Here is a 13315-nt window from a genome sequence, read left to right on the forward strand (position 1 = left end):
GGGGTGAACCCCACCTGCCGACGTTCAATTTTGTATAATGAGAGACGGCTCGTCCTACTTGCGCAGAACGTGCAGCATGCCCTTGCGCTTGGCATCGTAATAATAGCCGCGGGCGTACAGGCGCACCGCGTTGTCGCGGTCGTTGTCGGCGACGAGCCAGGCACCGCGCAGGTATTTTACCGCATATTTCAGGTTGGTTTCGGCATCGAACAGGCCGGAGGCAGGGCCATCGAAGCCCATGGAGCGGGCTGTAGCGTGCTTGATCTGCATCAGTCCGAAATGGCCGCCGTTGATGGCATTGGGATTGTAGCGGCTTTCGCGCATGACCACGCGGTGGACGAGATCTTCCGGCACCTGATACATAGTCGCGTATTTAGTGATGAGGCCGCTGAGCTTCTGCCGGCCAGCCATGGATGGCGCATCCAGTGAGGGCGTCAGGCCTTCGCGGGTGCTGATGGCGGCGAGGGCTGCGTTTTGCGGAGCCGAGGCATAGGCCAGCATGGTGCCTTGCGGTTTGGGAACAGGGATGACGCTTTGCTGGCGCATCATCTCTTCCGTCAATGGAACAGCGGCTGCTGATGGTGTGCCGGGTGCGCCTGGGGCAGGGGGGAAGCTGCCTTTGAGTGCAACGACCTGTGGCAGGGCAGAGGTGGCGGTCTGGTGTGTCAGAGCGGCTGCAGCAGGCGTTGTTGCTACCGGTGCTGCCAGCGCAATCTGCTGGGTTGCTGCCTGTGGCTGAATTTGTGCGTCGATGGCTGCTGCGGCTGCAATTTCCGATGCAGGCGGCAAGGCGACGCGACCACCCTTCAGGGCGACTGCTGTCGGCAGGGGTTCGGTCGTGGAATTTGCTGCGACCTGCGCTGTGGCGGATGCTGCGCTCGCCGGGTTTGCGGCTGCGGTTTCCTGCGTCTGGGCGGTCGTGGTTGCGGTCTGGGCGGCGGTGGCCTGTGGTGCGGATGCTATCTGAGGTTTCGCGACATCGCCCTTGGATGCGACTTCGACGCTTGTACATCCAGCCAGTGTCAGCGCAATGGCCACGGTGGACGACAAAAGAACAGCCGATTTTCGGCGAAAATTGCCCTCAATTTTCATGCGTCCGCCCTTGAATGTGCCTGTCGCTCGATACCCCCGTTTCTTGCGAAGCAGGCAGTCCCTATCCGGCGATCATTAACCTATCGTAAGGTTTCCGGCAAGCAGTGACTTATATTCGCGTTTCAGGCGGCGATTCGGCGGTATCCGGCAGTCACGGCACGCCCTGCAATGAAGTGTGTTCTTTTGGGGTTTCGCAGCTTTTTGGTAACGGACATGCGCCGCACGGAGGTGATGGTCAGCCGCGCAAAAGTGGCCTGGAATACCAGGCAGGCAAAGGCGAGCAGCAGGACGACCGCCTGCATTTGCATGATCATTTCGATGACGTCGCGCGTGCCGTTGACGAACTGCACGAGGAAGGCGACGAAGAAGCCGAAGTACCGCAGGCGCAGTGCTGCGATGACGAAGCAATCCGTGAAAATGGTGCCGAAGGTCTTGCCGCGCAGATTGTCGTTATCCGCATTCGCTTCACGCGCTGCTGGCGTGGCTATCGTCCACAGGCTGAACAGCATCAGCCAGCCGGTCCCAGCCCATTGAACGATATTGAGAACGGTTGAGGGCAGGAATTCTGAGCCTGCAACGACGATGGAGGCTGCCGTCACCGTTGTAACGATGCCCAGCGTTGCGCCCATGACGGAGGCGGCGAAGGCGCGTTTGCCGCGAATGGCTGCATAGCTCGCGACTTTGAAGGATATGGGCGAAGGCAATGCGAACAGAATCACACAGGCTGCACAAAAGACCAGCCAGACTTGTGCGGACATATGCGTTCCTCCTTGCCCTCCCCGACGTCATTTTCTTTTAACGTACAACATCGGCCCAGAAACCGAAACGGATTTCTGGGCCTGATATAGATAACGTGATGAGCGGTGTGTTTCCGCCACAGTCTATTAGCGGAGACACATAATGTGGCGAAGAGAAGCGCCTGGCCGAGGGATCAGGCAGCCTTGTAAGGCTGACCGATGTGATCCATGACTTCGCCGAACCATGGGGTGGACAGCTCGAAATGCTTGCCACCCTTGATGCGCGGAAACTCGATGGTGCGCAGCTTGCCGCCCTGGTCCTCATCATGGCCGGTGACGCCAGAGATTTTGTTGAGCGCGCTTTCCACGGCCAGATCGACCATGCTCTGGATGAGGCGAAGGTCCTGACCGTTGGCAGGGGCGGAGCGGGCGTAATAGCCGGACTTCTGCACCATGGTGCGTTCTGCACCGATGAGGCTGGCGAACTGCTTCTGGAACCAGCCACCAACGTTGATCGTGTCGATCTTGACGTGACCGAAGGCATCGCGCTTGACGGTATCGCCGGCCGCCTCACGCTCGGCCACGATGGAATCGAGGCCTGCACCTTCCGAAACGAAGAGGGTGACGAAGCCGGTATCGTTCATGATCTTTTTCAGGCGTTCGGCTTCGGCTTGAATGTCGAAGGCCATTTCCGGCAGATAGAGGCCATCGATGCTTTTCAGCTTTTCGTCCATCAACAGACCTTGGACATATTCATTGCCCTTGGTCTTTTGAATGTAGGCGCGGGCTGTCGCAGCGGTGAGCCAGCCGCAATGGCGACCCATGACTTCGTGAATGACGAAGGTTTTGGGTGCAGCACTTTGCTCATTGCTGACATTGTCGAAGAAATTCGCGCCGACTTCGGCCGCTGTCCAGGCACCCAACGACTGCTTGATGGGCACCACATCATTGTCGACGGTTTTGGGAAGGCCGACGACGGTGAGGTCATAGCCGTTGGCGCCGAGATAGGCGGCAAGATCCGCCGCCGTGGTGTTGGTGTCATCGCCACCGATGGTGTGGAGAATCGTAACGCCATCGCTTGCCAGACGGTCGGCTGCAACCTTCAGCGGGTTTTCGCCTTCCTTGACGAGGCCGCGCTTGGCACAGTCTGCAGCGTTGGTCAGCTTGACACGGCTGTTGCCGATGGGCGAGCCACCATAGCGGTGCAGAAGATGCGCCTTTTCCCGCATATCGGCGGTGATTGCGACGCTGTCGCCCAGAAGAACGCCCTGATAACCGGAGCGATAGGCCACGATGTCGATATCAGGCGCGATGTCGCTGTAACGTTCGATCAGGCCACCCACGGCAGACGAGAGGCAGGGTGCGAGACCGCCTGCGGTCAACATTGCGACTTTCTGTTTGGCCATCGTGGCACTCCTTCGTGTTCATTCCAAAGATGTCGTGTGGCAAATGGATGCGTGACAGAATGTGGCATGTAAAGTGAATTTCTCAAGAAAATCGGGCGTTTCGGGGCGATTTTCAAAGTGATTGACGGCTTTTACCGATCTAATCGTTTCAATCGCAGGTCTTGGGTCCGCGCCGTTGCCGACCTGTGGAAAACCACTCTGACCGCGCATCACACGCACTCAATCCGACACCACGAGCGGGTCTCGAAGATGAAAAAAAGTTAATGAGCCGCGACCTTTATGCATATTGCATTCGTCAAGCCGCGCTTTATGCTTGACGTCATGATGTACGATTTTGCCTGTTTGCAACTTTCATCTCTGTGGGAACGGCTGCTCGGCGCTATAGGCGATGCAGCAGGCAACGTGCTGGGTCGTGTGATCGAAGCCGTTCGAACCGTGTTTGAAGGTGACGCGGAAACACGCAGGCAAGTTTCCTTTTCCGTCGCCATCATCGCGCTTTCTGCCAAAATGGCCAAGGCCGACGGCATGGTGAATGATGCCGAGGTTCAGGCCTTTCGCCAGATTTTCGATTTTCCTGAAGATGAAGCCAAGAACGTTGCGCGCCTTTACAATCTGGCTCGCCAGGACGTGGCCGGTTACGAGGCCTATGCGGAGCGGCTTGCCGGGCTTTGTGGTTCTGGTGACCAGAACTGCGAAATGCTGGAAAGCGTCGTTGACGGACTGTTCCACATCGCCAAGGCTGACGGCTTGATTCACGAGCGTGAACTCGCCTTTCTGGGGCGCATCTCGGAAATATTCCGTATCAGCGACGATCATTTCGAAACGATCATGGCACGGCATGTGCACATGGAAGGGCGCGATCCCTACAGGGTTCTGGGTGTTTCGCCATCCGATGAGTTTTCCGATATTCGTCGGCGCTATCGTTCGCTGGTGGCGCAACACCACCCGGACAAGCTCATCGCGCGTGGCGTTCCCATGGAACTGCATGCGGCGGCCAATGAGCGTATGGCAGCGCTGAACGCGGCCTATGCGGCCATCGAGAAAGAACGCCGCGTCGCATGAGTGAATTCACAGCGGACTATGCGGGTGCCTCCGTCGTGCCTTCGCCGAACCATGGCGAGCGGGAAGGGGTCGATGGCCCAGACATCATCATTCTTCATTATACCGGCATGAACAGTGCCGATGGCGCATTGGCGTGGTTGGCCAATCCTGAAAGCCAGGTCTCCAGCCATTACTTCGTTTATGAAGACGGCCGCGTCGTGCAGATGGTGCCGGAAAGCCGTCGCGCGTGGCATGCGGGCAAGAGCCTCTGGGATGGTGCTGCCGATATCAACTCTCGTTCTGTTGGTATCGAGATTGCCAATCAGGGACATCCTGCGGGATTGCCGGAGTTTCCTGAACCCCAGATAAAAGCCGTCATCGAATTGTGTCGCGATTGCGGCGCGCGCTGGTCTATCGCGCCGGAAAGGGTGCTGGGGCACTCCGATATCGCGCCTATTCGCAAGATCGATCCGGGCGAAAAATTCCCGTGGGACATCCTGTCGCAGAACGGTGTCGGCCACTGGGTGGCACCTGCGCCCATCGGCGGCGGTCGTTTCTTTCAGCGCGGCGATAGTGGCCAGCCCGTGGAAGCCCTGCAATCGATGCTGTCTCTTTACGGGTACGGCATTGAAATAGATGGCGTTTATGGGGAGCAGACCGAGGGTACCGTGGCGGCTTTCCAGCGCCATTTCAGACCTGCTTTGGTGGATGGCATCGCCGATGTCTCGACCATCGATACGCTGCACCGGCTGATTTTAAGCCTGCCGAAATTTCGCAGCGCTTAAAGCGATTTCTTAGAAAAATCGTTCGGTAAAATTGATTTGGCCAAGCGTATTTTCTGCGTCGCCACAGTAATTCCTTATTATGCCCCTCTATAACCCCTCATCAAACCGCGACCTGTTCCGTTTCGAACAGAGATCGTCAACAATAATGATGAGGACTTTTGCCGGATTGTTTCGATGAACTCTCCCGCTGGCTTCGCTATGCAGTGAAGCCCCCAAAGTCTTCGTATCGGAGATCCTTTTTACTGATGAGAAGAGTGCTTTTTGCTGTCTCTGCCTGTCTTTCCATGCTCGCGGCACAGAGTGGTATCGTTTTAGCCAAGGACGACGTGAAGACCCAAACCATTCCGCTGGAAACCTATTTCCGCAAACCCGGCTATCCCATTCCCGAGAAGTCTCTTCCGACAGTTTTGAAGAATGAATATTCCGACCTGATCGTCAAATATGCCAAGCGTTATGGCGTGCCGACCAATCTGGCGCATGCCATCGTTTCCGTCGAGAGCAAGTTCAATCCGAAGGCGCGGGGACGTGCTGGCGAAGTCGGGCTGATGCAGATCAAGCCCGCCACCGCACGGATGATGGGCTATCGCGGAACGACCAAGGCGCTCTACGACCCTGAGACCAACATCCGCTGGGGCATGCAATATCTGGCAATTGCTCACCAGCTTGGTGGCAGCCAGGTGTGCAGCACGATCCTGCGCTACAATGCAGGCCACGGGGCCACGCGCATGAACCCGGTTTCGAAGCGTTATTGCGGCAAGGTGCAGGCCCTGTTGCAGAGTTGATGCATTCCACCACCGTCATTGCTGCGCTCGTCACAGGAATCCAGTAGACGCGCGTCTGCGCGGCGGTAAAAGGGTCTTTTTCAGCCCAAAGACTTGGGCTGACTGGATTCCTGTCACAAGGAACAGGAATGAGGGGCTTGAGGAGACGCGGTGAATGCCGGATTTCAAATATATCGTCGTCGGTGCGGGCATGATGGGCGCTGCGGCGGCGCGCCATCTTTCCTTCGCCACGGATGGTGTGGCGCTGATCGGGCCTGCTGAACCGCTGGATCGCAAGAGCCACAACGGCGTGTTTTCCAGCCATTACGACGAGGCGCGAATCACGCGTGGTTTCGATGGTGATCCGGTTTGGGCGGAGCTGGCAAAACGCTCCATCGGTCGTTATGCGCAGATCGAAGCGGAAAGCGGCATCCGGTTTTACCATGAGGCGGGTTGCCTGTTTACCGGCAACGGCAAGGGTTTGGGCGGCGACTATGTGTCGGGTGCCATGGCTGCGCGTGACAGGCTTGGCCTCGAGGTGGAGGTGCTTGGTTCGGCAAAGCTGGGACAGCGTTTCCCGATGTTCGATCTGCCTGATGATCACGAGGGTTGGTTCGAGCCGCGCAATGCGGGTTACGTCAATCCGCGCGCCTTGGTGAAGGCGCAGGTCGCGATTGCCGAAGCGCAGGGTGCCAAGCTAGTCCGCGAAACGGCGATGCGCATTCACGACACCGGCTCCGGCGTTGAGGTGGTGACGGATGGGGGACATCGCTACACGGCGGAGAAGGTCATTGTCGCTGCCGGTGGCTTCACCAATATGGCCGATCTGTTGCCATCGAAAGTGGATATGGCGGCAACGGGCCGGACCATTGCGTTTTTCGAGTTGGACGAGGAAAAGCAGCGGGTGTTCGCGGCGATGCCTTCGACCATCGTGCTTGCTGAAAATGCCAACGACATCGTCTACATTCTGCCGCCGGTGAGATATCCCGATGGCAAGGTTTACCTGAAAATCGGTGGTGAGAGCGAAAAGGGCAGGCTGGAAACCTTGGATGAGGCAGTGGCCTGGTTTCACTCCGATGGGACGGCAGGCGAGGTCGATTTTCTGGTGAAGCGCGCCGTGGAGTTGATGCCGGAGCTTGCCGGTTGCCCTGTTACGTCAGGCTCCTGCGTGGCCTCGATCACACGCACTGGCTATCCCTATATTGGATTTACGCAGTCATCGAACATTGCCGTTTTGACGGGCGGAAATTTCGTCTCGGCCAAGTCTTCGGATGAGATCGGTAGGTTGGGTGCGGTTCTGTTGCTGGATGGGCAGTTGGTGGAAGAGGATTTTGCGGGGCAGGTGGGGCCGGTGTTTGTTTAGGTGCTGCATTGGATGATGGCGGGTGTGGCTTACCCCCCTCTGGCCTGCCGGCCATCTCCCCCACAGGTGGGGAGATCGACTCGTGGTTAGCTCTCGGTCATCTCTAATGTCGAGAGTGAAGCGGGGTTCGTTCGCCCAGCCAATCTCCCTCCTTGTGGGGGAGATGTCCGGCAGGACAGAGGGGGGTAAGCCACACCCACCGCCACCCCTATCAGACACAAACCCTCTGGAACCGATTCACCAAACCGCTACAACTCGTTGTAACGGAATCGAAACTCGGTGAGCTCGAACATGGCAATTCAGTTTAGATATATCGTGGTCGGTGCGGGCATGATGGGGGCTGCGGCGGCTCGGCATCTTGCGGAAAACTCTGATGGCGTGGCGTTGATCGGGCCGCGTGAGCCTGCCGATATCAAGAGCCATACCGGCGTTTTCGCCAGCCATTACGATGCGGCGCGCATTACCCGCACCATTGATAGCAACGCGGATTGGGCGCGCCTCGCCAACCGCTCGATTGCCCGGTACGCGGACATAGAGCGCGAGAGCGGCGTCGAGTTTTACGGTGAGGTCGGGTGCCTGATTGTCGGTAAGAAGCGTGGCACTGGCTTTCCCTACATCGAGAATGTGTGTGCGGCTGCGGAGAAGCTTGGTGTTGAGACAGACATTCTTCATGATGCGGAGCTTGCTGCGCGGTTCCCCTATTTTACGTTTGAGAGTGGCTGCGAAGGTGTGTTCGAAAAGAACAGTGCCGGATATGTCAATCCGCGCGAACTGGTGCGGGCGCAGATCACGGCCGCTGAAAAGCGTGGCGTGACGCGGATCGATGACATCGCCGTCAGCGTGCGGGACGAGGGTGGTGTTGCGACGGTGACAACTGCCTCCGGCGCGGTTTATACCGCGGAGAAGGTTCTGGTCGCAGCGGGCGGGTTTTCCATTGCCGATGGGCTGTTGCCGCAGGCGCTTGAGATGGAGGTTTATGCGAGGACGGTCGCGTTTTTCGAAATTCCCGATTACGAGCTGTATCGCTATGCCGGAATGCCGTCGCTGATCTACGAGCCTGAAGATCCGCGAAAACATATCTATCTGTTGCCGCCGGTGCGCTATCCCGACGGCAGGTTTTATCTGAAGATCGGTGGAGAGCCGGATGATGTTCCTCTGACGACGGATCAGCAGATACGCGAGTGGTTCCGCTCTGGCGGAAACGCTGAGGTTCGCGATAATCTGTCCGATATCATCGAGACACTGATACCGTCCATCAACCGCGCACGCATTTCCATGGCGGCTTGCGTGACGTCCTATACGCGCAGCGGTTTTCCGGCCATTGGCTACACGGCCTCGCCGAGCATCGCCGTTTTGACGGGTGGATGCGGTGCCGCTGCTAAAAGCTCTGATGAAATCGGGCGTTTAGCAGCGGAGCTTCTCGTTGAGGGTCAAATCGTCGACAAAGGCTATGAGACGGATTTCGCGCCGTCCTTTTGCGCCTAATCAACCAATTGTGGATTTTCCGGTGGCTTTCGTTTCTGAACCCGTCTAAGGAGCCCGTGCCAGTTGGCCGGGCAGCCGCGCTTTACCAATGTCGAAAGACGGTAGGGTGAGGAAAGTCCGGGCTCCACGAAAACACGGTGCCGGATAACGTCCGGCGGGGGCGACCCTAGGGAAAGTGCCGCAGAGAGTAGACCGCCACTTTTATAGTGGTAAGGGTGAAAGGGTGGGGTAAGAGCCCACCGCGCCGCTGGTAACAGGGGTGGCATGGTAAACCCCACCGGGAGCAAGACCGAATAGGGATGACGTGGGGTGCGCGCAAGCGGACCTACAGCCGGTTTTTGGGCGAGTCATCCGGGTGGGTTGCGAGAGGCGGTGTGCAAATGCCGTCCCAGATGAATGGCTGCCACGTTCCGGGTCAAACCGGGGCCATACAGAACCCGGCTTACAGGCCAACTGGCAAATTCCTTTTTAATACAGGCTCTTAGGAGCCGACCTCCCTCATCATATATAAGTATTTGTTATTGCTTCTAAATAAGATTTTAGGGGCGATTTTTTATTGTCGTGGCTCAAGCCCTTGAATGAACACGGTAAACCATTCGTTAAACTTAACGGGATATGAATACTCGATCCGAGGCTGGTATCCCGCCGGCTTCTCCCATTGACGCCCAAAGTGTCCCATGGTATCCCAAATGCACACCACAAAGGGTCGTGTTTTTGACCCGCAATCTCTGAAACGGAGAGGCCTGCAAGGGTCCGATGGGCATTACGTCCTACCGGTCAGCGATTTGTCGTGCGTAACGGTGTTGCCGGTCTGTGCAAGTTTTGGCTCTGCATTTGGCGGCTTTGGCGAGTTTAAGAATGGGTCGATTTTTATCGAACGTGACGAACAGAATCGACGCCAAGGGGCGCGTTTCGGTTCCGTCTCTGTTTCGTTCGGTGCTGACGGAGCGCGGCATTCAGGAGCTTTATTGTCTTCAGGATTTCGCATTTCCGGCCATCAGCGTGGGCGGTCCGGACTTGCTCGAACGATACGAACGGCAGATCGCATCGATGGATGCGTTCTCGCCGGAGGCGAACGCGATGTCGCTGCTGGTTCACGGCGGCGGCATTTTCATGAAGCTCGATGCGGAAGGGCGGTTGATGGTGACGGATTTCATGCGGGAATTCACCAACATCACGACCGAGGTAACCTTTGTGGGTCGAGCGGATCATTTTCAGTTGTGGCAACCGGACGCGTTTTACGAGGCGCAGAAGGCTGCAAGAACGGGGCGCGGTTTTACGGCTGCTCGCCCCGTATAGTACGGGGAAACGGAATGGCGGCGAATTCTGGCGAACAATCTTCTGAAGCCGGTGGCGGACCGGTTCGCCACATTCCGGTTCTTCTCCACGAAGTTCTGAAAGCGCTGGAGCCAGCGCCGGGAAAAGTCATACTCGACGGCACCTTCGGTGCAGGCGGTTACACCCAGGCCATTCTCGATCAGGGCGCGCATGTCATTGCGCTCGACCGTGACCCCAACGCCATCGCCGACGGGCAGGCCATGGTTGCCGCCAATGGCGGTCGTCTGTCGCTCATTCAATCGCAGTTTTCCAATCTTGCAGCGCATGCGCCAGCCGAAGGGCTTGATGGCATCGTGCTCGATATCGGCGTTTCCTCCATGCAGATCGATGAGGCCGAGCGCGGCTTCTCGTTCCAACGCAACGGTCCTCTCGATATGCGCATGTCGTCCTCGGGCGTATCGGCTGCCGATGTCGTCAATCGTTGCAAGGTCGGTGACCTCATTCGCATCTTCGGTTTTCTGGGTGAGGAAAAACAGTCGGGCCGCATCGCGCGCGCTATCGAAAAGAAGCGTGCCGACGAGCCTTTCCGCACCACGCGTGATCTGGCTGGGCTGATCGAGATCGTCACGCCGCGCAAGGCCAAGGACAAAATCCACCCGGCAACGCGCGTGTTTCAGGCGTTGCGCGTGTTCGTCAATGACGAGCTGGGCGAGCTGGCGCAGGCTTTGTTTGCCGCGGAGCGGGCTTTGAAGCCCGGTGGTCGGCTGGTTGTGGTCACGTTCCATTCGCTGGAAGACCGCATCGTCAAGAAATATTTCGCCGATCGTTCCGACCGTGCGGCGGGTTCGCGCCATATGCCGATGCTCGCCGCCAAGTCGGCGATTTTCGATGCTTTGGGCAAGCCGATGATTGCCGCCAGCGACGAGGAGGCGGATATCAATCCGCGTGCCCGTTCTGCCAAGCTGCGCGCCGGTGTCCGCACAACGGCGCCCGCGCGGCCAGCCGATATTTCGATCTTCGAGCTTCCCGATCTCACAAGCCTCGAAAAGATGGGAGGCTGACATGCTGCGTACTCTCGATTTCATTTTGATGGGTGTGATGGTGTCTGCTGCCGTCGTTACCTACACCATCAAGCATCAGGCCGATGTGAAGCTGGAATCCGTCAAGAAGCTGGAAACCGAAATCAAGCTGGAGAAGGACACCATCGACCTTCTGCGGGCCGACTGGGCGCTGCTGACGCAGCCCAACCGTCTGCACCGTCTGGTCAATGCCTATCAGGGCGATCTGGCCTTGGCACCGACACAGCCGACGCAGCTTTCGCAGCCGAAGGAATTGCCGATGCTGCGCTCGCAATTGCCGCAGCCACCTGAGCCGCAGGGCATGAGCGTGGAAGATGTGATTGCCGCTGCCATGAATGGTTCCAAGCCCGGCGCGACGCTGGGCGGCGCAAAACCCAAATCCAAACCTGCCGGACAGATCGTCGCCACTGGCGGCACCCCCGTGCCACAGCCGCGTGCGCGGGCTGCGCGCCCCGCACAGCCTATGCCGGCTGTGCGTGCAGAGCCGGGCGACGAGGCTGGCGATATGGATGAAACGATAACTGGAGCGGTGGACTGATGTCTTTTCTGTCACGCGTCATGGTTCTGAAAAGCAGGGCTCATTTTTCCGCCAGCACAAGCGGCTTTGCCGACCATGCTGCCTTTGAAGGTGCGCGCAAGCGGCGCGCCACACAGGCGAAAACCCGCGTTGGTCTGCTGATCGTCGGTTTCATCGCATTTTACGGCGTCGTCGGGGGACGTCTCGTTCAATATGGTATGACCCAGCCGGAAACCGTTTCCAGCATTGCGCCCGCAGACCGGTTGATGGCATCGCGCCCCGACCTTCTGGACCGCAACGGCGAAGTGCTGGCGACCGATATTCGCACCGTATCCCTGTTTGCCGAACCGCACCGCATTGTCGATGTCGATGAAGCCATCGAAAAACTGCAGACGGTTCTGCCCGATCTCGATACGCGTGGCACCTACCAGAAACTGAAATCCGAATCGCGTTTTCAGTGGTTGCGCCGTCAGTTGACGCCGAAGCAGCAGAGCCAGATCTTGGCGCTGGGCATTCCCGGTATCGGATTCCGTCCTGAAAAGCGCCGTTTCTATCCGGGTGGACATACCGCTGCGCACGTCGTTGGTCATGTGAATATCGACAACCGTGGCGTTGCCGGTATGGAGCGTTATCTCGACAGCCAGGGTCTCGCTGACCTGACGGCGCTCGGCATGACATCCGACCAGCCGCTGGAGCCGGTCAAGCTTTCGATCGATCTGCGTGTGCAGGCCATCGTGCGTGAAGTGGTTGCCGACGCTATCAAGAAGTTTCAGGCGATCGGGGCAGGTGCCGTCGTCATCAATGTTCACACCGGCGAAATTCTCGCCATGGCATCGCTGCCGGATTATGATCCGAACAACCCGGCCGAAGGTGCCAAAGAGGGCTGGCTGAACCGTATGTCGAACGGCACGTTCGAGATGGGGTCGACCTTCAAGTCCTTCACAATCGCCATGGGTCTGGATTCCGGCAAGGTGCACATCAACGATACGTTCGATGCACGTGCGCCGATCCGCATCGGCGGCTTCACCATTAAGGACTTCCACGGCAAGGGCCGTATCCTGTCCGTGCCTGAAATCTTCCAGTATTCGTCCAATATCGGTACTGCAAAGATTGCCGATACGGTTGGCATCGAGGGCCATAAGGAGTTTCTGACGCGGCTTGGTCTTCTGACCAAGATGCAGACTGAACTGCCGGAAATCGCCATGCCATCGCAGCCGCGCGTGTGGAAGAAGATCAACTCGGTGACCATTTCCTTCGGTCACGGCGTGTCCACGACACCTTTGCAGACGGCGATTGCCGGTGCGGCACTGGTGAATGGTGGCAAGCTGATTGAGCCGACTTTCCTGCCGCGCACGGTGGCGCAGGCCGATCAGGTTGCCAAGCAGGTCTTGCAGCCGGGGGCCAGCAAGGACATGCGCTTCCTGTTCGAATGGAACGGCGTCAATGGCTCTGGCCGTAACGCGCGTGTCGAAGGCTTCAATGTGGGCGGCAAGACCGGCACGGCCGACAAGGTCGTCAATGGTCGCTACGTTCACGACAAGAACTTCAACGCCTTCCTCTCTGCCTTCCCGATGGACAAGCCGGAATATGTGGTTCTGTCCTTCATCGATGAACCGAAGACGGACAAGGGCAATGGCGCGGCACTGGCCGGTACATCTGCGGCACCGATGGTGCACGATATCATCGCCCGTTCCGCAGCCATTCTTGGCGTCAAACCCAAGTTCGGCAAGGACGGTTCGGCCTTGCTGGTGTCTTATTGATTGGTACAGCT

The 13315-nt window shown here is 58.0% G+C and carries 12 protein-coding genes and 1 other RNA gene; 10 read left to right on the top strand and 3 right to left on the bottom strand.

Annotation, left to right across the window (positions count from 1 at the left end; genetic code table 11):
• Positions 1–54 precede the first annotated feature (54 nt).
• From CPJ18_RS07690 to CPJ18_RS07700, 3 genes are all read right to left on the bottom strand, one after another.
• Positions 55–1092, bottom strand: a complete 1038-nt coding sequence (locus CPJ18_RS07690; RefSeq protein ID WP_103657631.1) for a lytic transglycosylase domain-containing protein — start codon at positions 1090–1092, stop codon at positions 55–57.
• Positions 1093–1214: 122 nt separating this feature from the next.
• On the bottom strand, positions 1215–1850 hold the full coding sequence (locus tag CPJ18_RS07695; protein WP_103657632.1) for a LysE family translocator: 636 nt from the start codon (positions 1848–1850) through the stop codon (positions 1215–1217).
• A 173-nt stretch (positions 1851–2023) separates the two neighbouring features.
• Positions 2024–3235 carry a pyrophosphate--fructose-6-phosphate 1-phosphotransferase gene (locus CPJ18_RS07700; protein WP_103657633.1) on the bottom strand — a complete coding sequence of 404 codons (1212 nt, stop codon included), beginning with the start codon at positions 3233–3235 and terminating at the stop codon, positions 2024–2026.
• Between the two features lie 321 nt (positions 3236–3556).
• Between CPJ18_RS07700 and CPJ18_RS07705 the strand changes: the two genes are divergently transcribed.
• The 10 genes from CPJ18_RS07705 (at position 3557) to CPJ18_RS07755 (ending at position 13304) form a co-directional block, all read left to right on the top strand.
• On the top strand, positions 3557–4297 hold the full coding sequence (locus tag CPJ18_RS07705) for a J domain-containing protein (RefSeq protein ID WP_077107353.1): 741 nt from the start codon (positions 3557–3559) through the stop codon (positions 4295–4297).
• Positions 4294–5061, top strand: coding sequence for an N-acetylmuramoyl-L-alanine amidase (locus CPJ18_RS07710; protein ID WP_103657634.1), 768 nt, complete (start codon positions 4294–4296; stop codon positions 5059–5061). The genes CPJ18_RS07705 and CPJ18_RS07710 overlap by 4 nt, the downstream gene beginning before the upstream one ends.
• Positions 5062–5306: 245 nt before the next feature.
• A complete protein-coding gene (locus tag CPJ18_RS07715) occupies positions 5307–5843 on the top strand; it encodes a lytic transglycosylase domain-containing protein (RefSeq protein WP_103657635.1) in 537 nt (178 codons plus the stop codon).
• A 154-nt stretch (positions 5844–5997) separates the two neighbouring features.
• Complete coding sequence (locus tag CPJ18_RS07720) at positions 5998–7185, top strand: FAD-dependent oxidoreductase (RefSeq protein ID WP_103657636.1); 1188 nt, start codon at positions 5998–6000, stop codon at positions 7183–7185.
• 291 nt (positions 7186–7476) lie between these two features.
• Positions 7477–8670: an NAD(P)/FAD-dependent oxidoreductase gene (locus tag CPJ18_RS07730; RefSeq protein WP_103657637.1), complete on the top strand. Its 1194-nt coding sequence runs from the start codon at positions 7477–7479 to the stop codon at positions 8668–8670.
• Positions 8671–8729: 59 nt separating this feature from the next.
• An RNA gene (gene rnpB, locus CPJ18_RS07735) (RNase P RNA component class A) lies at positions 8730–9131 on the top strand.
• Between the two features lie 397 nt (positions 9132–9528).
• Positions 9529–9969 (top strand): division/cell wall cluster transcriptional repressor MraZ, encoded by a 441-nt coding sequence (gene mraZ / locus CPJ18_RS07740; protein WP_077117470.1) that lies wholly within the window; start codon positions 9529–9531, stop codon positions 9967–9969.
• 14 nt (positions 9970–9983) lie between these two features.
• Entirely contained in the window at positions 9984–11009 is a 1026-nt protein-coding gene (gene rsmH, locus CPJ18_RS07745) for a 16S rRNA (cytosine(1402)-N(4))-methyltransferase RsmH (RefSeq protein WP_077117468.1), read from the top strand.
• A 1-nt stretch (position 11010) separates the two neighbouring features.
• Positions 11011–11565: a cell division protein FtsL gene (gene ftsL, locus CPJ18_RS07750; RefSeq protein WP_077107341.1), complete on the top strand. Its 555-nt coding sequence runs from the start codon at positions 11011–11013 to the stop codon at positions 11563–11565.
• Positions 11565–13304: a peptidoglycan D,D-transpeptidase FtsI family protein gene (locus CPJ18_RS07755; RefSeq protein WP_077107340.1), complete on the top strand. Its 1740-nt coding sequence runs from the start codon at positions 11565–11567 to the stop codon at positions 13302–13304. Before ftsL ends, CPJ18_RS07755 begins: the two co-directional genes overlap by 1 nt.
• Positions 13305–13315: the final 11 nt, after the last annotated feature.

The sequence above is a fragment of the Agrobacterium rosae genome, assembly GCF_002915175.1.
Lineage (GTDB): Bacteria > Pseudomonadota > Alphaproteobacteria > Rhizobiales > Rhizobiaceae > Agrobacterium > Agrobacterium rosae.